At 33.0% G+C, this 22,369-nt stretch carries 19 protein-coding genes and 1 pseudogene; all 20 read left to right on the top strand.

Going from position 1 to position 22,369, the window contains the following annotated elements; genetic code table 11:
* Nucleotides 1–12 precede the first annotated feature (12 nt).
* The 20 genes and pseudogenes from CLV95_RS02240 (at nt 13) to CLV95_RS02145 (ending at nt 22,367) form a co-directional block, all read left to right on the top strand.
* On the top strand, nt 13–2,274 hold the full coding sequence (locus tag CLV95_RS02240) for an N-acetylneuraminate synthase family protein (protein WP_002733667.1): 2,262 nt from the start codon (nt 13–15) through the stop codon (nt 2,272–2,274).
* Nucleotides 2,275–2,297: 23 nt separating this feature from the next.
* Nucleotides 2,298–3,482 carry a DegT/DnrJ/EryC1/StrS aminotransferase family protein gene (locus CLV95_RS02235; RefSeq protein ID WP_002733730.1) on the top strand — a complete coding sequence of 395 codons (1,185 nt, stop codon included), beginning with the start codon at nt 2,298–2,300 and terminating at the stop codon, nt 3,480–3,482.
* A gap of 4 nt (nt 3,483–3,486) precedes the next feature.
* Nucleotides 3,487–4,116: an acylneuraminate cytidylyltransferase family protein gene (locus CLV95_RS02230; RefSeq protein WP_002733633.1), complete on the top strand. Its 630-nt coding sequence runs from the start codon at nt 3,487–3,489 to the stop codon at nt 4,114–4,116.
* A gap of 69 nt (nt 4,117–4,185) precedes the next feature.
* The gene (locus tag CLV95_RS02225; protein WP_002733530.1) at nt 4,186–5,253 is read left to right on the top strand and encodes an iron-containing alcohol dehydrogenase family protein; all 1,068 of its coding nucleotides are present in this window, start codon (nt 4,186–4,188) and stop codon (nt 5,251–5,253) included.
* Complete coding sequence (locus CLV95_RS02220) at nt 5,254–6,231, top strand: radical SAM/SPASM domain-containing protein (RefSeq protein WP_002733626.1); 978 nt, start codon at nt 5,254–5,256, stop codon at nt 6,229–6,231.
* A 393-nt stretch (nt 6,232–6,624) separates the two neighbouring features.
* Nucleotides 6,625–7,488, top strand: a complete 864-nt coding sequence (locus tag CLV95_RS02215) for a class I SAM-dependent methyltransferase (RefSeq protein ID WP_002733580.1) — start codon at nt 6,625–6,627, stop codon at nt 7,486–7,488.
* Between the two features lie 312 nt (nt 7,489–7,800).
* On the top strand, nt 7,801–9,606 hold the full coding sequence (locus CLV95_RS02210; protein WP_002733739.1) for a carbamoyltransferase C-terminal domain-containing protein: 1,806 nt from the start codon (nt 7,801–7,803) through the stop codon (nt 9,604–9,606).
* Nucleotides 9,607–9,705: 99 nt separating this feature from the next.
* Nucleotides 9,706–10,272: a GNAT family N-acetyltransferase gene (locus tag CLV95_RS02205; RefSeq protein WP_002733634.1), complete on the top strand. Its 567-nt coding sequence runs from the start codon at nt 9,706–9,708 to the stop codon at nt 10,270–10,272.
* Between the two features lie 59 nt (nt 10,273–10,331).
* Nucleotides 10,332–10,904, top strand: a complete 573-nt coding sequence (locus tag CLV95_RS02200; RefSeq protein WP_002733540.1) for a hypothetical protein — start codon at nt 10,332–10,334, stop codon at nt 10,902–10,904.
* Nucleotides 10,901–11,806, top strand: a complete 906-nt coding sequence (locus CLV95_RS02195; protein ID WP_002733677.1) for a hypothetical protein — start codon at nt 10,901–10,903, stop codon at nt 11,804–11,806. Before CLV95_RS02200 ends, CLV95_RS02195 begins: the two co-directional genes overlap by 4 nt.
* Nucleotides 11,799–12,530 carry a class I SAM-dependent methyltransferase gene (locus CLV95_RS02190; RefSeq protein WP_002733532.1) on the top strand — a complete coding sequence of 244 codons (732 nt, stop codon included), beginning with the start codon at nt 11,799–11,801 and terminating at the stop codon, nt 12,528–12,530. The genes CLV95_RS02195 and CLV95_RS02190 overlap by 8 nt, the downstream gene beginning before the upstream one ends.
* Nucleotides 12,531–12,545: 15 nt before the next feature.
* A complete protein-coding gene (locus CLV95_RS02185) occupies nt 12,546–14,327 on the top strand; it encodes an LIC12162 family transferase (RefSeq protein WP_002733728.1) in 1,782 nt (593 codons plus the stop codon).
* Between the two features lie 36 nt (nt 14,328–14,363).
* Nucleotides 14,364–15,056 (top strand): cyclase family protein, encoded by a 693-nt coding sequence (locus tag CLV95_RS02180; RefSeq protein ID WP_002733668.1) that lies wholly within the window; start codon nt 14,364–14,366, stop codon nt 15,054–15,056.
* A 79-nt stretch (nt 15,057–15,135) separates the two neighbouring features.
* The gene (locus CLV95_RS02175) at nt 15,136–15,822 is read left to right on the top strand and encodes a class I SAM-dependent methyltransferase (RefSeq protein ID WP_002733704.1); all 687 of its coding nucleotides are present in this window, start codon (nt 15,136–15,138) and stop codon (nt 15,820–15,822) included.
* 60 nt (nt 15,823–15,882) lie between these two features.
* Nucleotides 15,883–16,944, top strand: coding sequence for a pyridoxal phosphate-dependent aminotransferase (locus CLV95_RS02170; protein ID WP_002733568.1), 1,062 nt, complete (start codon nt 15,883–15,885; stop codon nt 16,942–16,944).
* Nucleotides 16,937–18,055, top strand: a complete 1,119-nt coding sequence (locus CLV95_RS02165; RefSeq protein WP_002733692.1) for a Gfo/Idh/MocA family protein — start codon at nt 16,937–16,939, stop codon at nt 18,053–18,055. The genes CLV95_RS02170 and CLV95_RS02165 overlap by 8 nt, the downstream gene beginning before the upstream one ends.
* Nucleotides 18,056–18,379: 324 nt before the next feature.
* Nucleotides 18,380–18,589, top strand: coding sequence for a class I SAM-dependent methyltransferase (locus tag CLV95_RS02160; protein ID WP_002733603.1), 210 nt, complete (start codon nt 18,380–18,382; stop codon nt 18,587–18,589).
* Between the two features lie 42 nt (nt 18,590–18,631).
* Nucleotides 18,632–19,117 (top strand): annotated as a pseudogene (locus tag CLV95_RS02155) (class I SAM-dependent methyltransferase); the annotation flags it as partial.
* A gap of 359 nt (nt 19,118–19,476) precedes the next feature.
* Nucleotides 19,477–21,165 carry a hypothetical protein gene (locus CLV95_RS02150; protein WP_002733722.1) on the top strand — a complete coding sequence of 563 codons (1,689 nt, stop codon included), beginning with the start codon at nt 19,477–19,479 and terminating at the stop codon, nt 21,163–21,165.
* A gap of 434 nt (nt 21,166–21,599) precedes the next feature.
* Complete coding sequence (locus tag CLV95_RS02145; RefSeq protein WP_002733600.1) at nt 21,600–22,367, top strand: 3-deoxy-manno-octulosonate cytidylyltransferase; 768 nt, start codon at nt 21,600–21,602, stop codon at nt 22,365–22,367.
* Nucleotides 22,368–22,369: the final 2 nt, after the last annotated feature.

Raw genomic sequence — 22,369 nt, 5'->3', positions numbered from 1 at the left:
TCCCACTTCTTTATGATCATCGATAAAAATATTTCTCAGTACGTTGTTTTTTGGGAGGATAGCATCAAAAATGCTCTCAAAAAAATTGAAACCAATAAGTCTAAAACCATTTTTGCTGTTTCGGAAGGAAACAAATTGATGGGGGTTATCACAGACGGAGATTTCCGTAGATGGCTATTGAATGATGATGTAGCGAATCGAAGTTTAGACCAGGAGGTGAAAAATATTGTTAATACAAGCTTTAAGTATTTATACATCACTGAAAGTTCTAAAAGAATTCGAAGCACATTCAATAATAGAATTTCTATCATTCCGCTTATTAATGAAAACGGAGTTTTGGAGGCGATTGCAAAGGAAACTTCTGAGGAAATCTTAATTGAAGGAATTTCTTTGAGTCATAGTTCGCCTGCTTTTGTGATCGCGGAAATAGGTAATAATCATAATGGAAGTTTTGAATTGGCAAAAAAATTAGTTCGAGAGGCTAAACTTGCAGGAGCCGATTGCGCTAAGTTTCAAATGCGAAATTTAAACGCTTTATATAGGAATTCTGGAAATGCGAATGACGTGGAAGAAGATTTAGGCTCTCAGTACACTCTCGATTTATTAAATAAATTTCAGCTTTCTGACGACGAACTGTTTCGTATTTTTGATTATTGTCGCGAAGAATCTTTGATACCTTTATGTACTCCTTGGGATGAAGAAAGTTTTTTTAAATTAGAGAAATACGGAATCCCAGCATACAAAATTGCTTCGGCGGATTTTACAAATCATCAATTGATGCGTTTAGTTGCAAAATCAGGTAAGCCCGTAATTTGTTCTACCGGCATGTCGACTGAGGATGAAATTATAGATTCAATTCAAGTTTTACAGGATTTAGGAACTCAGTATATTTTACTACATTGTAACTCTACTTATCCTGCGCCGTTTAAGGATATAAATCTCAGATATCTTCAACATTTAAAGAAGATAGGAAATTGTTTGGTTGGATATTCGGGGCATGAAAGAGGGTATTTGGTTGCCTTAGCGGCAGTATCTTTGGGCGCTAAAGTAATCGAGAAACATTTCACTTTGGATAGGGAAATGGAAGGGAATGATCACAAGGTTAGTCTTTTGCCAAGTGAGTTTAGAGAAATGGTAGATGGGATTCGACAAATAGAAGAATCTTTAGGTAACGGAAATTTTCGCCAAATAACTCAAGGAGAATTAATGAACCGTGAAACCTTAGGTAAAAGTTTATTAATTAATAGAGACTTAAAGTTTGGAGAGATCATAACTTCGGATATGGTGGATATTAGAAGTCCAGGTAAGGGATTACCTCCTTATTTGAAGGAAAAATTAATCGGAAAATCCGCGAAAAGAAATTTCAAAAAAGGGGATTTCTTTTATAAGTCGGATATTGTAGATGATATTATTGAGTTTAAAAAGAAATTTATATTTTCACGTCCCTGGGGATTACCAATTCGATATCATGATTTGGAGCAAATCTTATCTAAAGTTGAAATGGATTTGGTTGAATTTCATTTCAGTTATAAAGATTTGAACGTTAATATTTCGGAGTATATTAAGAAACCATTAAATATCGATTTTGTCGTTCATTGCCCGGAACTTTTTGAAAATGATCATTTGTTGGACCTTTGCACAGAAGATGAAGATTATAGAAGAAGGTCTGTGAAGGAAATTCAGAAAGTAATTGATATTACCAGAAAATTAAAAGATTTTTTTCCGAATTCAAATAAAAGACCTTTGATTGTTACAAATGTCGGAGGTTTTTCTTTGGATAAACCTTTAAATATAACTGTTCGTGGAAAATTATATGAAAATCTAGTACGATCTCTCAATGATTTGGATTCGGAGGGAGTAGAAATTATTCCACAAACAATGCCTCCTTTTCCTTGGCTTTTTGGCGGGCAAAGATATCATAATCTTTTTTTATCTGCGGAAGAAATTGTCGAATTTTGTGAGCAATATTCTGTTCGAATCTGCCTTGATGTTTCTCATTCCAAGTTAGCCTGCAATCACTATCACTGGCCGTTTAGTAAATTTCTAGAACAAGTTTCTCCATATGTTGCACACTTACATATTGTAGATGCAAAAGGGGTGGATGGCGAAGGGCTCCAAATAGGAGAAGGAGAAATAGATTTTCATATGCTTTCTAACATACTTAGGGAAAAAGCTCCGAAAGCATCGTTTATACCTGAAATTTGGCAGGGACATAAAAATAACGGAGAAGGTTTTCTTATTTCTCTTACTCGTTTGGAAAAGTTTCATTTATAGAAATAATTTTAGGGGTTTTTAAAGTGGATTTTAAAATAAAATGGTCAGGTAGATCGATCAATTATACCCAAGAAGAAATTGATACTGTCGTAGAAGTTATGAAAACTGCAGATCCTCAGACCCAAGGTAAGTATTTGCAACAATTCGAAAGTGATTTTTCAAACTATCTAGATGGCCAACCTTGCTTTGGAGTAACCAATGCTACGCACGCTTTGGAGTTAATTGCGGATTTAGCAGATTTAAAGTCAGACGATGAAATAATTATTCCAGGTCATACTTATTGTGCATCCGCTATTCCATTTGGAAGAACGGGAGCTAAGTTAGTATGGGCTGATATTGATCCTGAAACTTTTTTAGTCTCTTTTGAATCAATTCAAAAGTTAGTTACAAATAAAACGAAAGCTATTGTAGTAGTGCATCTATATGGGATGATAATTCCAGATATAGTTGAAATTGCCAAGTTTGCAAAATCTAAAAATATTCTATTAATTGAAGATTGTGCACAATCATTAGGCGCAATATTAAACGGAAAGTCTTGCGGTACTTTTGGAGATTTTGCTGCCTTTAGTTTTCACGGTCAAAAAAATATTACAACAATGGGTGAAGGTGGAATTCTTACTTTAAAGAATACATCTCTCGCTGGCAAAGTTCCTGGCTTAAGGCACAATGGACATGCTCCCTTTTTAAATAAAACTGATTATTGGAAGCCGGCTATGTCTAACGTGGATGTAGATTTGGACGGAATTTGGCCTCATAATTTTAGTCTAACGGAAGTTCAGGCTGCTTTAGGATCTGTTTTATTAAAACGAATTGCTTTATTAACGGAAGAAAGGAGAAAAAGAGCGCAGAAATTTATAGATTCATTTAGTGAATTTGAAGAGTTGTCTTTTCAAAAACAAAACGATTCTAAAGCTCATAGTTATCATCTTTTAGTAGCTAAATACAAAGCTGTAAAGAATGGGAAAAACAGAGACGATTTAATTTCTATTTTAAGTAAAAAATTTAAGATTCAAGTCATTGTTCAATACTATCCATTATACAGATATGATTTATTTAAAAAGATGGGACATGCTAACGCTATTTGTCCGGCGAGTGATGATTTTTTTGACAATATGGTTTCCTTTCCATTTCATATTTGGATGAGTGAAAATGATTTTGATTATATGGGCGCATCCATAAAACAGGCTTTAATCGAATTGCGAAATTAATCGTATGAATTTAGCAGTAATTCCAGCCAGGGGAGGTAGTAAGGGACTGCCAGGAAAAAATATAAAGAACTTATGTGGTAAACCTTTAATTGCTTGGTCTATTGAAGCGGCAAAAAGAGCTAAAAGGGTTGATAAACTTATTGTTTCAACTGATAGCGAAGAAATTGCAGCCATAGCAAAGGAATGGGATTGTCCGGTTTTAAAAAGACCTGATGATTTAGCAACTGATGAAACGAAAACCATTTCTGTGCTCAGTCAAATCTCAAGAGAAATTCCGGAGGCCGTAAATTTTATTCTTTTACAACCTACCTCACCAATTAGAGATATAGGTTTAATTGATGAATGCATGGATATATATGAGCAAGGAAATTATTCGAATCTTGCTACTGGATTTTGGTGCAAATACCAAGAGTTTGGAAAACATAATAACATGCGTCGCCAAGACTATAATGGTTTTTTTTATGACGATGGAAACGTATATATTTTGTCAAAAAAACTGGTTTCAGAAGGACAATGGTTTGGCAGTCATATTTGTCGCCATGTTATTTCAAAACATCAGAATTTTGAAATAGATGACGAAATTGATTTTGTAATACTGGAAGCTTTATTAAACAAATACGGAACAATTAACTAATGCTTTGTTCCGGAATTTTAAAATAATCAATAAATCTTAAAGTTATATTACATAGATAAGGATAATTAAATGACCTCTCTTAGGATTTTTAAACAAGTACCGCGTTTGCTGTTCGGCATAAATACAATTGACCGAATAAATGAGCTATTACCTAAAAAAAATAACGAAGATTATTACATTTTTATAATAGATGATGTTCATCAAAAGGGAACCATACTTAATCGACTAAAGTGTGCAAGTGAAGATATAATTGAATGGTTTCCTGCGAGTGTAAAGGAGCCTTCAACATTGCAAATCGATAATTTAAAAGATAAATTTATGCAAGCACGAAATCATAAATTACCGAAGGCAATCGTGGGAATCGGCGGTGGTAGTACTATGGATGTGGCTAAGGCTTTATCTGTAATGATGTGCAATGAAGGTTCCGCCTCTCAGTACCAAGGATGGGATCTCGTACCAAATTCCGGGATTTTCAAGATTGGAATTCCAACTGTAGCAGGTTCTGGGGCCGAAGCTAGCCGCACGGCTGTTTTGATGGGTAAAGAACGTAAGTTTGGGATCAATAGTGATCATAGTATGTTCGATGCAATTATATTAGATAGCTCTTTAATAAAAAATGTCCCAATCACCCAAAAATTTTATTCTGGTATGGATTGTTATATTCATTGTGTAGAGAGTTTGCAAGGAACAATGATTAACGAACTTGCTAAAGGTAATGCAAGTAAGGCATTAGAGCTTTGTGAGAAGGTTTTTTTATCAGATGGCGATGACGATATGTTGCTTACAGCTTCCTATATGGGAGGGGTGTCCATTGTGAATTCTGAAGTGGGTGTTTGTCATGCTTTATCTTACGGACTTAGTCTTGAATTGGGATATAGGCATGGTTTTGCGAATTGTGTCGCGTTCAATGTTTTAGAGGAATATTACGGTCTTTGGGTCGATCGCTTTCGAGAAATGCTAAAAATTCACAAAATCGAATTACCAAAAAATGTTTGTGAATCACTTGATAGTGCGGCAATGGACCGTATGGTAAATATGACCCTCAAAATGGAAAGACCTCTTACGAATGCACTTGGGGAGAATTGGAAAGATAAAATGACACCAGCGAAGATTATTGGTTTATACGAGAGAATGTAAATGGAAAATTATAAAAAAGAATCCGATGCAATCAAAACCTTAACGCGAATAAAGGGACCTGAGTTCGAAGAATATAGAAAAAGATGGGACCTGGTAAATAATTTTGAATTAGAAACTGAATTTCCGATGTTTCTCCATATCGAAACTAGTTTTAAATGTAATTTTAGATGCCCTATGTGTGTTCAAGGTGTACCAGAATTAAAAGAAAAATTCGGTTATAAAGATAAAATGACTACCGAAAGCATCACGAAGATTCTTTTAGAAGGCAAAAAATATAATACTCCTTCTGTATCTTTCCAAGGCGATAATGAACCTTTTTTAAATAAAGAAATTACTGATTGGTTTAAGCTCGCGATTGAGTTTGGTTATCTTGATGTAATGGTAAATACAAACGGATCTCTTGTAACTGAGGAACTTGCTGAAAAGATTATCAAATCTGGTTTAACAAGAATTAGATTTAGTTTGGATGCGATCAATGAGGATACATATAAGAAAATTAGGATTGGAGGGAAGTTCGAGCAGGTGATGAAGAATATAGATAATTTTCTTCGTATTCGTAAAGAATTAAACTCTGAACTTCCTATTGTAGGTGTAAATTTCGTTCGAATGAAGGAGAATGAAAATGAAATAGATAAATTTATTAAATACTGGAATGATAAAGTTGATTTCGTAGTAATCCAGGACTTTATGACACCGGATGTAAAAGGAGATTTTGAAAATCTTGCCGGGAAGGAAAAAATAAATCACTATAATTTTAGATGTAATCAACCATGGCAAAGATTATATATTCGTGGAAATGGTGACGTGACTCCTTGTTGTGCTATGTTTAGTAGCTATTTAAAATTGGGAGATATGACAAAATTAAATCTAGTCGATTTATGGAATAGTAAAGAGGCAAAGAATTTACGAAAAATCCACAAAGAGGGTCGGTATCACGAAAACCCTATTTGTTTAAAATGCTCAAAAATGTCGGGTTGATGCAAAGAAAGTATATTTATAAGAGGAATTTCCGTAAAAATCGCAGTGTTTTAAAAAGTATATCGTAGAAAACTTAGAGTATAGTCTGTCCCAAAACCTTAGAAAAAATCAGTTATAATTATTTGGTAAATTCGTAATAAAACAAGAAGGGATTCTCCCACAAATGCCCTTTAGTATTTTATGAGCTTTCAGATAGATTTTATTGTGGGGACTTTCGTGAAAGTTTCTGCATTCTGAGGTTTTGGAACAGACCCTTGGAAAGGTTTTATAGTTTGATATCATGACTAAAGTAGCGATTTTTTAGAATCTTTTGATAACTATTGTAAGTTTTAAAAGCTGTATTGTAAAATAAATCGTACTGAAGATGTTACTTACAAAGGTTGTATTATATTAATGGAATGTTATTTATGTAAATCTGTATCAAGCACGAAGAGAGATGGTCGTGTTCGAGACAATCCGAAATTAGAGATTTTGGAGTGTAACGAATGTGGGCTTGTGTATTTATCAAGTTTAAATCATATCACTGAACATCATTATGAAAATTCTGGTATGCATGGTTCTGAAGTTGTATCTGTGCCAAATTGGTTGCGAGAATCTGACGCGGATGATGAAAGAAGATATAATTTTCTTAAATCAAAGTTAATAAATAAGAGGCTTTTAGATTTTGGCTGTGGCGCAGGTGGGTTTCTTTTGAAAACTCTAAAAGAAACCTCGCTTTCCGAGGGTGTTGAGTTAGAGTTAAGGCTTCAAGACTATTATAGAGAAAAAGAATTAAAGGTATGGACAAATTTAGAAAAAGTAATCAATACGAATAGAAAGTTTGATATCATTACTGCATTTCATGTAATTGAACATTTAACAGATCCAAGAAAAACCATATTACAGTTGGCTTCTCTACTTTCCGATCATGGAGAACTGATTATTGAAGTGCCTAGTTCCAATGACGCTTTGCTTGTGCTTTATCAATCGGACGCATTCTCTAAATTTACGTATTGGAGCCAACATTTATTTTTATTTAATAATGATACCTTGGCAAAACTTATTAAGCAATTGGATTTGAAGTTGAATTGGATTAGGCAAATTCAAAGATATCCCTTGTCTAATCATCTTTATTGGCTTTCTAAAGGAAAACCTGGCGGGCATATAAATTGGTCCTTTCTTGAAAATAAAGAACTTCACCCGGCTTATGAATCTCAACTTGCTTCGCTCGGTCTGTGCGATACAATTATTGTAAGTGCTTCTGTAAATAAATCTTAGAAGATATGTTATTCGCGATTTTTATAAAATTTGTTTATACTGATAGTGCGCCTAATACTTAATTTTACTTTAGAGTGTGTCCCAAAACCATTCGATCTTATCGGAATCCTCGCGGATCGCTGCAATTGTTCCTACGTTTTGGGACAGACTCTTATTCGAAAAATCAAACTGCAAGATTCTATACGGATGGATAGCGGACGAGTTCTAATAGGTTTTAGAGCAGTTTTAAGGTTATGAAAAATTTAAAGGAGAATTCGTTATTGTGGGATCTTTTTCTAATTAATTCCCGCTAAAAAGAATATAGCAGAGTCAATGAAAATATTATCAATTTATTGGGGAATTTGTTCTAGCGCATCTTTGTTTATAGATGGTAAAGTTGTCTCTTCGGTTCACGAAGAAAGATTTACGCGATTTAAAAATGACGATTCATTTCCGGCGCAGTCGATTAAATATTGCTTGGAGGCTGCGAAGATCAGTTCATCGGAATTAGATGGCGCAGCGATAGCCAGTTTTAGTGGTCCTATAGACGACATTATGTTATTTAAAAGTCAATGGACGATTGATGATTATTTGAAGGAGCAACATTTAAGGTGGAAGCCGTTTTTGGTGAACGGTGAAAAAACTCTTAAATCTGTTTTGGAAATTTTTCCTGAAAAGAAAAAAGCCCAAATAAGTTCAGCTAGTAATTATTTTAAGGATCTTGAGAGTCTTTCTTTTGAAGAAAGACAGAACAAGTATGATATTGATAGAGAGCAAATTCTTGCTGAGTTTTTATCGATTGATAAAGCGAAAGTAAGAAGAATAGAACATCATAGGTGCCATGCCGCTTACTCTTACTATGCATCGAAATATCGTAATAAACCGGTTTTAGCCTTAACCGTTGACGGTTGGGGAGACGGAAAAAACGCAACTATAGGAATTTTTGACGAAAAAGGTAAATATTCTCGAGTTTATGAAAGTGATCAATGTGCTATCGGTAGGATTTATCGTTATATGACTTTGATGCTAGGTATGAAGCCAAACGAACATGAATTTAAAGTAATGGGTTTGGCTCCTTACGGAAAGGAAACTCACGCCAAAAAGGCATTGGATATTTTGAGGAGTACATTATATGTAGACGGAGAAGAATTTAAGTGGAAAGAAAGACCTAAAGATAGCTATTTCTGGTTCAAAGAGCGTTTTGAAGGTATTAGATTTGATAATATTGCATTTGCTTTACAAAAATGGACAGAAGAATTACTAGTTGAATGGGTAAAGAATGTAATTAATAAATATAAAATACATGATATCGTGGTAAGTGGCGGAGTTGCGATGAATATTAAGGCGATGGGGAAGATTGCAGATTTACCTGTAGTTAAAAGTCTTTTTATTGGGGGGTCTGCAAGTGATGAATCGATGGCTATAAGTTCTGGTATTTGTTTAGCGGAAGATTTGACTAATGAATTGTCTATGCAATGGAATTCAAATACTGTTGAGCCATTAACACGCTTATATCTAGGGCCTTCGGCTTCCTTAAAGGAAGAGGAGAGAGCAGTAGGCGGTCTTGATAAGATGAAGTTCGAGATTATTGAAAACCCGGAAAATCGACATATTGCAAAAATACTTTTTGAAGGAAAAATTTTAGCAAGAGCGGTTGGGAAAATGGAATTTGGTCAACGGGCTTTAGGAAATCGCTCTATCCTAGCTGATCCAATTCATTTAAAAATAAAAGAAAAAATTAACTCAGCGATTAAAAGTAGGGATTTTTGGATGCCGTTTGCGCCAGTAATTATGGATACTTTTGCTAAACGATATCTTATTAATTCGAAAGGTTTAGAATCGCCTCATATGACTCTTAGTTTTGATACTACGGAGGAAGGTTATGATGCAATGAGCGCTGCATGTCACCCAGCTGATAGAACTGCTAGGGCACAAATACTTAAGGAACAAGATAATCCGGAATTATATTCTCTCCTAAAAGCATTTCAACATTTAACAGGAAGAGGCGCTCTTTTAAATACCTCTTTTAATCTCCATGGGTTTCCAATAGTTAATTCTCCACAGGAAGCAATAGATGTTTTGATGAATTCGGGTTTAGACGGATTGATCTTGAATCATTTCTTAATTTTAAAAAAATAGAAAAGAAGTTTAAATCATAAATAAGTTGTTTTTAAGGTTATGCTGAAAGTTCGATGGCCTTTTGCGGTTAACTAGGTAGAATATTAACGTTCTCTTAATATGGTATTTCGTCAAAGAGTTCCTTCTTCATTTCGATTGGATGTGGATACTGATCTTTGGTTAGATTGTGTTCAACTCAAAGATCTTGATGGGCCGTGGCTTTCTTGGTTAGTGGATTTTAATATTATCAAGTGGCTAGAAGGTCCTCGAATGCATATATATAATCAAAAAGATTTAAATGAGTATTGGCAAAAAATGGAATCATCTGAGACAGATTTATTACTAGCTATTCGCTTCCAAGGAAATCATGTTGGCAATATAACTTTAACTTCTATTTCTAAATTTCATCTTCATGCGACAGTGGGAATTTTATTAGGAGAGAGAAAGATATGGAATAGAGGAATATCTAGAAAATGTTTAGAAAAAGTAGGGGATTGGGCTTTAAATCCAAATGGTTTAAATTTAGTAAGATTACAAGCAGCAGCTTTTTCTGAAAATCCAGCCTCTGTAAAAGCTTTTTTGGCTGCAGGTTTCGAAATAGAAGGAACATGGCGCAAAGCTCGCTGTTTCGATAATCAATTTTACGATATGATTTGGATGGCTCGATTGGCTAAGGGTCTATTATAAGCGCATTTTTCTATGAGGAAAACATCAGGTTATTCCGAAAAGTTCTAAAAGGAATAAAGATGAAAATTGTATTTATAGATTGTGAATTTACAAGCTCCCATATTAGAACGACTTTGATTTCAGCTGGTTTTGTCACTTTGGAAGGAAAAGAGTTGTACTTAATTTTCAATGACTATGACAGAGATCAACTTACAAGTTGGGTAAAAGATAATGTATTGGTTCATATTGATGAGCGAAAAGCTATCTCTACTTCTGAAGCATCAGCTATTTTAAATGAATTTTTTACCGAGTATTCTCAGGGAAAACCAATTTGTCTAATTTCCGCAGGCAAATCTCTCGATTTATTGCTTGTATTTCAGCTCTGGCATACTTTATATCCTGAATCAAAATATTTTAGTTATGAGAGATATTTACCCGAATTTTTAAATCATCGAAAGCACTTTGATTTGGATACAATTTTCTATATGTCGGGTTATGATCCTGATAATATTGACAGGGTGGATTTTGTTGGGGATAAGGCTTCATTTAGAAAACACGATGCCTTATATGACGCTCATATCGTAAGAAAATGTTTCTTCAGGTTATTACGCGAGAGAAAATTATCTTATTTTCCTATTGAGGTAAATCTATGAATTTTGAAGATAGAAAATATACATATTTGGAAGATGGACTGGTAATTATAAAATCAGTAATTCCGAAAGCAATTCTTTCAAAAATTAGATATAGTATTATAGACGTAATTGAGGAAATTAAAGGAGAGAGAATAGACTATGTAGATAATCCTAATGAGTTTCATAAAATTACTTCAGATTTGATTTGGGATATTCTTAGTAAAAATCCGGAAAAGAGAAATTTATTATATCAGTATATTCAGAGAATTCCAGCTTTCTATGAATTAGCTAGTTTAGATATACTACGTGACTTTGCTTTAGGGATAAATATTGATAAACCTAGCGTTAGGGAATTAAAAATTCAAATGTATTTACCTTGGGAAAAATCTTTCTTTCAGGACTGTCATCAAGATATTAATTCTTTAGATTCCGAAAATAGTGTTACATATTGGTTACCATTGCATCCAGTTGAAGAAACTAATGCCGTAAGCTATTGGAAAAATTCTCATAGAGAAGGCCCAGTTAAACATGAGGAGCAAGTAGAAGAAGAATGGGGTTTATATAATGTCTGCGTGCCTCTAAAATACCGAGAAAAATATCCTGAAATATCAAAAGCTTCGGTTGTTGATGGGGACTTGATTGCGTTAAATAGGTTAGTATTTCATTCTTCTCCTAAATTCGAAGATCAAATAAACGCACGGTGGACTGTTTTAATCAGATATGACAATCTCACCGGAAATGCATTGTTCTCTGGAAATACTAAGTATGAAGAATTTACTCCGTTTACATTAAAACGATTGAATGAAGAAATACTTCCAAAAATTAGAAAGTTTCTTTCACAAAAGCCAAAAATAAATTGGCCGGAAGAAAAACTTAAAAGAGAAAAATTGTTAAAATTTACAGGAAAAAAAAGTAATGAGTAATTTAGACGAATTACCTTTTCAATCTAAGCTTGCAGACTTATATAATAGTTCTAAATTAACGACAGAAGATAAGCTTTCCAATTTCCCCAGATTTGTTAATAGAAGAGATGTCGCGAAGTTTCTGAATAGGTATGAAATTTTTAAGAAAATATTAAATGTGCATGGTTCCATTGTAGAGTGTGGGGTGAATCTTGGCGCAGGATTTTTTAGTTGGCTGCATTTCAGCACAATATTTGAGCCATATAATCATAATCGGAGGATCATTGGATTTGATACCTTTGAGGGATTTCAAAACGTTGCTGAAGAGGATCGATCAGGCGATTATTTTGAAACGGAAAATTGGAAGGACTTTGCAGGAAAACAATCGCATGAAGAAATACTAAATTCTTGTAGAATCCATAACGAAAATAGAACCTTATCAATGATTCCAAAAATGGAGCTTATTGCTGGTGATGCTACAATTACGATCCCAAATTATGTAAATGTAAATAAACATTTGATAGTAGCCTTGTTGCATATTGACTTTGACATCTATACTCCTACAAAGATAGCACTTGAAAGTTTTAAATCGAGAATGCCTAAGGGTGGGGTTATTGTATTTGATGAAATTAATGACGCAAAGGCACCCGGTGAGGCGATTGCGTTATTTGATAGCATTGGAGTTAAAAATTATTTCTTACATAGAAATAGTTTTGATTCTAATGTAAGTTACATCGTCCTTTAATTTGCTTAATATAAAATGGTAGATTTAGTATTGACGGGGTATGAACCTTTTTTTCCAGATGAAAATTGTCGAGAAAATGCAGTTTATCTTGCAAATTTCTGTTTTTTAAATAATCCAAATATTAAATTTGAAGAACACAGAAAATATAAATTTCTAGATTCTCCCTATAAAAGTTGGAATGATGTTGAGATAGCCTCTAAATATACAGATTCACTCTATGATAAAATACTTCCTTCAATTTGTAGAACTATGAATGAGGTATTTAAAATTAATAAAAGTGAAAACTATTGGTCAATCATTTTAATAAGATACATACATAGTTTCATACATATATACTATGATCGATATTTAAGGCTCTATGAGCTTAAAAAACAATCTTATGCTAAATTCCAAATAAAAATCTTAAATCCTAGTGAAATTTTTATTTCGAATGAGAATGATTTTTTTGATTTATCGACGGATTCTCATTATTATAATCTGAATTTGTTATCCGATTTTATTAGAAAGAATAATTTTGGAAATGAAGTTCTGACTTTTGATGTCAAAAATACATTCGAGAAAAAGCAAGCCATCGATTCTTTTTGGAAAAAAAATAAACAAAAAACTAAAAATGTAATAAAGAATTTATATTTTAAATTATTAAAATATAGATATAACAAGATAAGTTCTATTCGAATGGGTTTGATATACGGCTTGTCTGAAAAACAGAAAATGGAGTTATTACCAATAGTTAAAAATACTTCGTCCTTACAATCGGAAAGTTCTATCTTGATAGAAACAATTTATGCCGATATAAAGTCATTTTCAACGAGGGTATTGAATTTTGAAGTTCAATCAGAATTTGAAGAAACTTTAAGTGAGAATTTTTTTAGATATATTCCAGAAGAGTTTAAAGTTTTAAAAATTGTAAAGAAAAATCCATATAAAATCTGGTTAGGTATGGACGTATACAATTCAAATCGATTTCTTCTAGCTGATACTCTTGAAAATGGCGGTACTTGGTATTCAGTACAACACGGTGGAGGATATGGCCAGATATATAATTTTCCTCTAGGAAAAATAGAATATTCTATTCCTAACGGATTCATTTCTTGGGGATGGAAGTATGACCATTCTGGTTATCAAGGCAGTATTTATCCATTGTCTTCACCGAGCCTTTCTAAACTAGGGACTCATTGTCGGAAAAATGATGAAATATTGATCATTACGCATACTTATTTTGTATATTCGATACGTTTACAAAGTATTATGCTTCCTGAAATGGTATTAGATTATACTAATAATTTAATAGACTTTTGTAGGTACATTAAAAAAAATAATTCTTATAAATATAAAGTTAAAACAACTAATATGAGTTGGTCTAATCGTGATTATTTACAAGATAATCTTCCTGACGGAATTGAGCTGCTTAGTTCTGATAACTTTGATATTGTGAAGAAAATGAAAATTTCCGCACTTTGTATCATTGATCATATGAGTACTACCTATATACAATCTTTAGTGATGAATGCGCCAACCCTTTTGTTTTGGAATTCGAAACATTTTAAAGAATGTTCCAATTTTAATAAATGTCTAAATCTTTTAAGAGATGTTGGTATTCTCTTTGATAATCCGCTTTTAGCAGCACGTAAGCTAGATGAAATTTTAGAAATTGGAATAGAAAATTGGTGGTTTGATAAGAAAATTCAGGTAGTTAGACAGGAATTTTTATGGAATCATGGGCGAACTTCTTCTGAATGGAAGAGTGAATGGAAATTATTTCTTGAAAATTTGGTTCTTAATAAAAATTCAATTTGATGAAAGTTTGAAATAATCGAATAGCGCTTTTGTAAAATGAATTACATTTATCTAAACCATCTTTTGAATTTAAACACACCTTCTTATGCAAATACAGGTAAATTTGAAATTAATAGAACTCGATCTATAATTAACGGTGATACCTCAAACGAATCTCAACTTTTTTTCTCAAATCACATAGGAACTCACATTGATGCGCCATTTCATTTTAATGACGAGGGAATGACTTTAGATGAGTATCCTGCAAATTTTTGGGTATGTGAAAGATCGCACGTGATAGAATACTTGGCGAATCCAGGTGAGGTGTTTGATTTAGATAAACTCCTTCCTTCTTTAAAAAAAGTTCCCGAAAATACGGAAGCCTTGATATTAAAAACCGGATTTGAAAAATATAGAGAATCTAATTTAGAATATTATTGTTTTCAAAATCCTGCAATAGAACCTAATGTAGGTTTATGGTTAAGAAAAAATCGAAGATTGAAGTTTTTTGGTTTCGATTATATTTCTATGAGTAGTAGGGTTCACAGAAATATGGGAAAACAATCTCATCGCGCCTTTCTTTGTAAAAACCAAGATGGTTTAAATGTGGAAAGTGATCCAATTTTACTCATAGAAGATATGAAATTATCTGGTATTAGTGGAGCATCGATAGATCGATTAATTGTATGCCCATTATTGTTTGATAGGGCGGATGGTTCCCCAGCAATAATATTAGCAAAATTAAAATAATAATTTAGGTATGTATTAAGTGAAACAAAGCATTAAATACAATAATGAAGATATTGGCAGATACTTTCGAGAGAACCGTGTGAAGTGGGGGCAATTCTATAAATCCGAAAAAGAGGTTATAGAAAAAGTTTGGCCAGGAGGAAATCCTAAAATATTGGATATTGGTTGTGGTTGTGCTGGATTGGGGTTGGCGCTTCGGGAGCATTTTGGTCATCACAATTATATTGGAATCGAAATCAATTCTCAAGCTGCTTTAATTGCTGAAGAAATTTACCCGGATGCTTTAATCTTGGAAGAAGATTTTCTCTTATTGGATCATCCTTCTGTTCAAGTGAATAGTTTTGATATAGTTTTTTCTCTAGGTTGTATCGATTGGCAGTTGAATTTTGAATCACTTTTGCAGAAAGCTTGGTCAATGGTAAAAGAAAACGGAGTTTTTATTGCAAGTTTTCGAATTACAAATTCTGCAACTGTGAATGATATCAAAAAATCATATCAGTATATCAATTATGCGGGTATTTCTGAAGGTGAAGTCGCCCCGTACGTGGTTTTAAATTCAAAACAATTACTGATTTATTTTGAAAAGTTAGGCGCAGGTAATATTTTTGCATATGGTTATTACGGTAAACCCAGCCAAACGGCTAAAACTCCTTACGACCAATTATGTTTTGGAGTTTTCGCGGTTCAGAAACCTAAAAAAGAAGATACGCATTTCAAACGTGAATTTTTACTTCCAGACGAAATTCTACGTACAATGACTTCTTGAATCTAAAGATAATATTATAAATTACTGATGAATATAAATTTCAACTTAAGAAAACCATTATTGGATCCAAGTTTAGAAAGACCGGATTGGCAGTTATTAACTCCGCGTCCAAATTATAAACTTTGGCTTGATAAAAATGAAAATTTAGATCCGCAACTAGCAAAAATCACCTCTTCAATACTTTCAGAATTAAATCCTCTTACATTGTCCACATATCCTGAATGTGGAGAGTTATATCGGAAGTTGGCAAAGTGGACGAATACTTCTCCTCAGTCTCTTATTTTAACTCCGGGGAGTGACGGTGCGATTCGATTAACTTTTGAAGCTTTTATGAATGAAGGAGATAGTTTTATTCATACCTCTCCTACATTTGCCATGTATTCTATTTATTCTAAGATGTTTGGAGCTAAGGCTTATCCTCTTTTCTATGAAAAGGGAGAGGAGGGTCCTGTTTTAACTTTTGAAAAAATTTTAGAACATATTGAGCGTATAAAACCAAAGTTATTTTCTATTCCTAACCCAGATAGTCCTACTGGAACAGTGCTTTCACTTAAAACATTGCGAGAACTAATCGAGTTTTGCAAAAAGCTGAATATAGTTATTCTTGTAGATGAAGCATATCATCCTTTTCATGAAGATACTTGTGTTGAATTTACTAAAGAATTTAAAAATCTAATCGTCGCGAGAACTTTCGCAAAAGCATGGGGGCTGGCTGGGCTTAGAATTGGTTATGCAGTTGGACATCCAGAAATAATCAAGTTTTATCATAAACTTAGGCCAATGTATGAAGTAAGCACAATTAGTGTAGCTTTTATGGAAAGAATGATGGACTACTCGGGAGAGATGTACACCTCCGTAAAAAGACTAAACGAAGGTAAGAGTTACTTTCGTGATGCTATGAAATCTCTCGGATTTAAAGTGCTCAATACAAATGGTAATTTTCAGCATGTAGCATTTGGAGAATATGCTGAAAAAATTCATAAGACACTAAAAGACCGTGTTCTTTATCGAGAAAACTTTGTAGAAGATTGTTTGCGAGGTTACAGTCGTTTTTCGATCACTACAATTGAAAATTTTAAATCAATTATAGAATTAATTTGTAAAGGGATGAAAGATGAATAAGGCTAATGATTCAAGTCAAAAAAAAGCTAACGTTGCGATTATTGGATGCGGTCGGATATCTGGTCATCATTGTAAATCCATTCTTGAAACTGAGGGGGCTGAATTAATCGCTGTTTGTGATTTGGATGAGGGAAAGGCTAATGTTTATAGGGATCAATATAAGACAAAGGCATATACAAATTATCATAAAATGCTAATGGAAAATCCTGAAGTAAATACAGTAGCATTAATTACACCCTCGGGAATGCATTATGAACATGCGTTAGAAATATTAGAGAAGTATAATGTTAATTTAGTAGTTGAAAAACCAACTTTTATGAAACCTTCTCATTTTGACAAAGTTTTTGAAGTAGTGAAACGAAAAGGTTTGAGTATTTTTCCAGTTTTTCAAAATCGCCACAATTTGGCTGTTCAAAGGGTTAAAAAAGGATTATTGTCCCGAGAATTGGGGAAAATTAGAATTGTCTCCGTACGCGTTCGTTGGTGCCGACCTCAGAATTACTATGACCTTGCTGCTTGGCGAGGGACTTTTTCTATGGACGGTGGCTGTTTGACAAATCAGGGAATTCATCATATAGATTTGATGCGTTATTTTGGCGGAGAAGTAAATGAAGTATGTTCCAAGATGAAAACGATGGGCTCAAGTATTGAAGTGGAAGATGTAGCTGTGGCTTCTGTGCTTTTTAACAATGGTACCTTAGGTTCCGTTGAAGTAACGACGGCTGCGAGGCCTATCGATTTTGAAGCTAGTTTATCTATTGTTTGTGAAAATGGCTTAGCACAAATCGGGGGTATTGCAGTAAACGAACTACAAATTTATACACCTGATCCTTCTACATGTTCCTTGAATTCTGAAGATTTTTCAGGAAATGTTTATGGAAAAGGTCATGGAAAACTGTATCAAGAAATTGTTAACTTTTATCGAAAAAATGAAGATTTTTCTATAAGTTATGAGGATGCAAAATCGACTATACAATTATTGAATGCATTTTACGTGGCGGATGAAAAAGAAAGTTGGGTTAAAGTGGACGAATCTGGCGAAAGTATTCGTTTAGGAACTACGAACGAAAAACTTTCTAATTTGTATCGCACTCCTGCTTTCGTATATTAAAATATTCTAATTTTTTGAAAGATTAACTGTATAGAAGACTTATGAAAGGGATTTTAAGAGCGGCTGAAATTAAACCAGATTTTGAAGGTTTGAAAATAAATGGGGCGAACTGTTGAGAAGGTATTTTATTAGTTCTCATGCTTTAAATCCAAAATATACTTTAGGCGTTACTTGTCCATTCTATAGTTCAAAAGAAGTCGATCATTTTTTTAATCTGAATGGTTTTTACCATAACGCATGCGGCAATTGTAAAACATTATATGTGAGCCCAGATTATCTGATATTTGTATCGAAGAACTTTACAGTGACGAATATTACAGCGAAATGTATACCCGTTCGATGTTGCCTATTTTTGAAAAAAGGAAACAACTGATAGGTTATAAAAAGTATTCGCAAATCATAAATCATTTATCTGCTAATTTAAAAGGGAAAATTCTCGATATAGGCGCTGGTATCGGTGAAGTGGTCGATGTTTTTAAAGAGGAAAGTTGGGAAACCCATGCAATCGAAATGAATCAAGTGGCCATATCTTAGTTACAGTCGAGAAGGCATAAAAATGTTTTTCATGGTAATCTAGATAATTATAAGACAACGGAAAAATTTGACGTAGTTATGGCTTGGGGAGTTGTCGAACATGTGTTAGACTCGGATGTGTTTTTGAAGCGAGTTGTTGGCTTACTCGTTCCGGGTGGTCTATTTGTTTCTGAGGTTCCTCATGCTCAATCTTTACTAATTGATATATCAAGGAAAACAGGGTTGGACCCGAAGAGAATTCTTATGGGAGAGCAACATATAGTTCTATATTCTACGGAAGCTTATAAATCTCTTCATGAACGAAATGGTTTTAAAAAAATACATCTACAGACAAATGGTTTGGATATGGACACACCTTGTTTAGAGAGTATGGCGTTGCGGTTCCTAATAAATTACTTGCACCTTTACAAGAAAGCATTGATGAAAAACTTTATGGAGATCTTTTACGAGGGTTTTGGACAAAAGACTATAATCTTATATCAGCTCATTACTCGGTTAAATTACCAGCGTAAAGTATCGAATATTTAATAAAATCAAATTTAAAAAAAGGAAAGTTGATTATAGATTATAATTTTCTTTTGATTTTAGTTTTGCTAATTATTGGTGTCTGCTTTTTATTACACATGAAACACGAGATTAAATTAGAGGGCTTTTAAGTTTTGATGTTATTCAGTTGTGTATAAATGAAAATTTAGAAACTAAAACTTGATATTTGATTATTTCCGCGTATTTAATTTCTTTATTTTTGATAAAATTATATTTAAAAAATAAATTTATAGGTGGAATTTGTTAAAGATTGAATATGATTTTGCTAAAGTACCTATTGATATTTTTGTTATTCGATTTCCTATAATTTTAGGATTTATGAACAAGTTAAAAATTGTAAAATGGAAATTAATTTAAATAATCTATCAAATGAACACTCTAAAATTTTGAATCAGATTTGGAAGGATGGCATAAGCGATTATAATCGATTTTATGATTCTCGAATTTTAGAGTATTCGAATGATTTAAATTATCTGCTTTCTGGGGTTGCAACTCGAGATGTTTATTTAAGTCGTATTTACGAATCTATTTGCTATCTTAAACTTTTAAAAAAAATTTCCCAAGAAAAACGAATTTACTCAGTCAAAGTCAAAAATTTAACAATCGAAAAAATGCTTAAGGCTGACCCAGAGTTAAAAAAAATTCGGATTTCGTTTTCAATTAAAAAGAGAATCCAGGAATTAATTCTAATTCCAGTTGCTTATTTCCTGAACATATATCGGATGATTAAGGAATTTATATTGGTGAGGTTTTATATTTGCAATTATGATATTCCTAATGAGATTATCTTGTTTGATTCATTTCTTATTGAATCATCTTTTTCCGGGGGCAGATTTAATGACATATATTATCCAGGCCTTCAGGAATTAATTCGAGAAAAATCAAAGGTATTTTACTTATTCACGATTTTATTGAAGAAGTATAGGGTTAAGCTTCTTCAACTTAAAAATTCGAATATTCGATTTATACATAGATACCAATTTTTGAAATTATCTGACTTATGCCTGGCCACTATAAGGCCCTTTTTTATGTTTAAATACTTACATAATAAAAGGGTTATATTTGAAGATATTGATATCACTAAGGCTTTTCGTTATGAATTGATTAGAACTTCTGTTGCGAAAATTATATTTGATTCAATTTTAAACTATAGATTTATCTTTAGGCTTAAGCAAAAAAGTATTACGGTAAATAAGTTTATTGATTGGTTTGAAAACCAGCAAACTGATAGAGGTTACTCTTTGGGGTTAAGACAATTTTACGAAAATGTGGAGTATTTCGGATGTCTTGGTAGTCTTTCTTTTAAAACTCAATTCCATTTATACCCTACGAAAGCAGAGTTTGATCGTAAGTTAACTCCCGGATACTTATTTGTTGTTGGTAAAAACTTGATATTTGATTATTCTGAATCTTGCAAGGAATTGAAACTCGATACTATGCCTGCTTTTAGGTATGCATATTTATTTCAGAAGGATGGATATAAGGAGGATTTAAAAATTTTTAGAGATTCTGGGGAATTTAAAATTTTGGTAACGCTGCCAATGGAGCTTAATCAAGCTTTGAAGATTCTTAAAACCATAAGTAATATTAGGATATTCGAGAACTATAATATTTCTTTTTATTTGAAGTTTCATCCTACTTATTCTTTGGATTCGGTTGAGAAATTATTAAGAAGGAATAAAGTTTTTAGGTTTCCTATTTTAAACGATAATATTAAGGATTGTTTGGTGGGGAAGCAATTGTTGATAAGTTCTGTTTCTAGTACTTGTCTAGAAAGCTTGGCCTTTGGTATTCCTGTTTTGGTCATAGCTTCGAATGGTGGTGTGACTCATTTGCCATTTTCTGAGAATATTACGAAAGAGATTTGGGATTTATGTTATGATGAAAAAGAAACTTTAGAAGCTATATTTCGTTTTGTTAAAAATTATGATTATGATCGTTTTAAATCGATAGGCGAAAAAATTAAAAAGGAAAATTTTACTAAGCTTGATCATTTTTCGTTGAAGCGTTTTACAAATTTAGTATTCTGAATTAATAATAATGAGTTTATCGATTAATTATTATTAAGAGTCGATTCCGGAATCTCAGTATTGTGGGGACTCCAACGAAAATTTAACAATTATAAAATCTGTTCGAAATCCTTTAACCTACCAAAGAGACGTAATTTGTGAGAATTTTTATATTTTATTACGAACTTGCTGAGTGATTGTAACTGATTTCTTTTAAGGCTTTGGGACAAGTTTTTAATGGTTTTATTGAATTGAAGATTTTCTCTTTATAGAAACTGTTTTCTTATTTGTAGGATGGGCTTGTGGAGGTTTGTATGAATAATCTTTATGTATAAAACATTACTTATGCTAAGAATATGGAATAAATTGTATTTTGAGTAAAAGTAGGAACTTTAGTGGTAGGAATGTACTGGATTTTATACAAAAATAATTTTTAGAAATATTAGGATTTAAGAATGAGAATAATTGGAATTATACCTGCACGAATGGCCGCGTCCCGCTTTCCTGGAAAGCCTATGTTTCCCATTTTGGGAAGACCAATGGTGGAACATGTATTTCGTAGAGCAGAGTTATATCAGGGCTGGGATGAATTAGCAATTGCAACTTGTGATGAGGAAATTTCAAACTTTGCAAAGAGTAAAAATTTTCCAGTTTTTATGACTGGCTCCCACCATATAAGAGCATTAGATCGTGTAGCGGAAGCAGGAACTCTGTTCACACAAAAATTAGTTGATGATGATATTGTAGTTTGTGTACAAGGTGATGAGCCGATGCTTTCACCTGATATGCTGGAGGTCGTTATTGCTCCTTTAAAAATGAATAAACTTATTCCAGCGACCGTGCTTGCAATGCATATAGTGGAAGAAGAAATCTGGAAAAATCCAGATACCGTAAAAATTATTCACAATGAGAAAGGAGAAGTGTTATACACTTCTAGGATGGCACTACCTTATTGTAAGGGTAAATTTTCTCCTGAATTGGGGGCTCGTAGAATTTATGGAATTTTTGCGTTTCGCTGGAAATATTTACAAGAGTTTACAAAACATCCTGAGACCAGACTTGAAAAGTTAGAGGCCTGTGATAGTAATCGAATTCTGGATATGAACTTCACTCAATATATTGCACCTTATCCTTACGTTAAGTCTTATTCAGTGGATAGTCCTTCCGATATTACTTTAGTCGAAAATCATATGAAACATGATAAATACTTTCAAATGTATTAATT

The sequence above is a fragment of the Leptospira borgpetersenii serovar Javanica genome, from assembly GCF_003046425.1.
In the GTDB taxonomy this organism is placed as follows: domain Bacteria; phylum Spirochaetota; class Leptospiria; order Leptospirales; family Leptospiraceae; genus Leptospira; species Leptospira borgpetersenii.
This window is presented reverse-complemented; position numbering and strand designations above follow the sequence as displayed.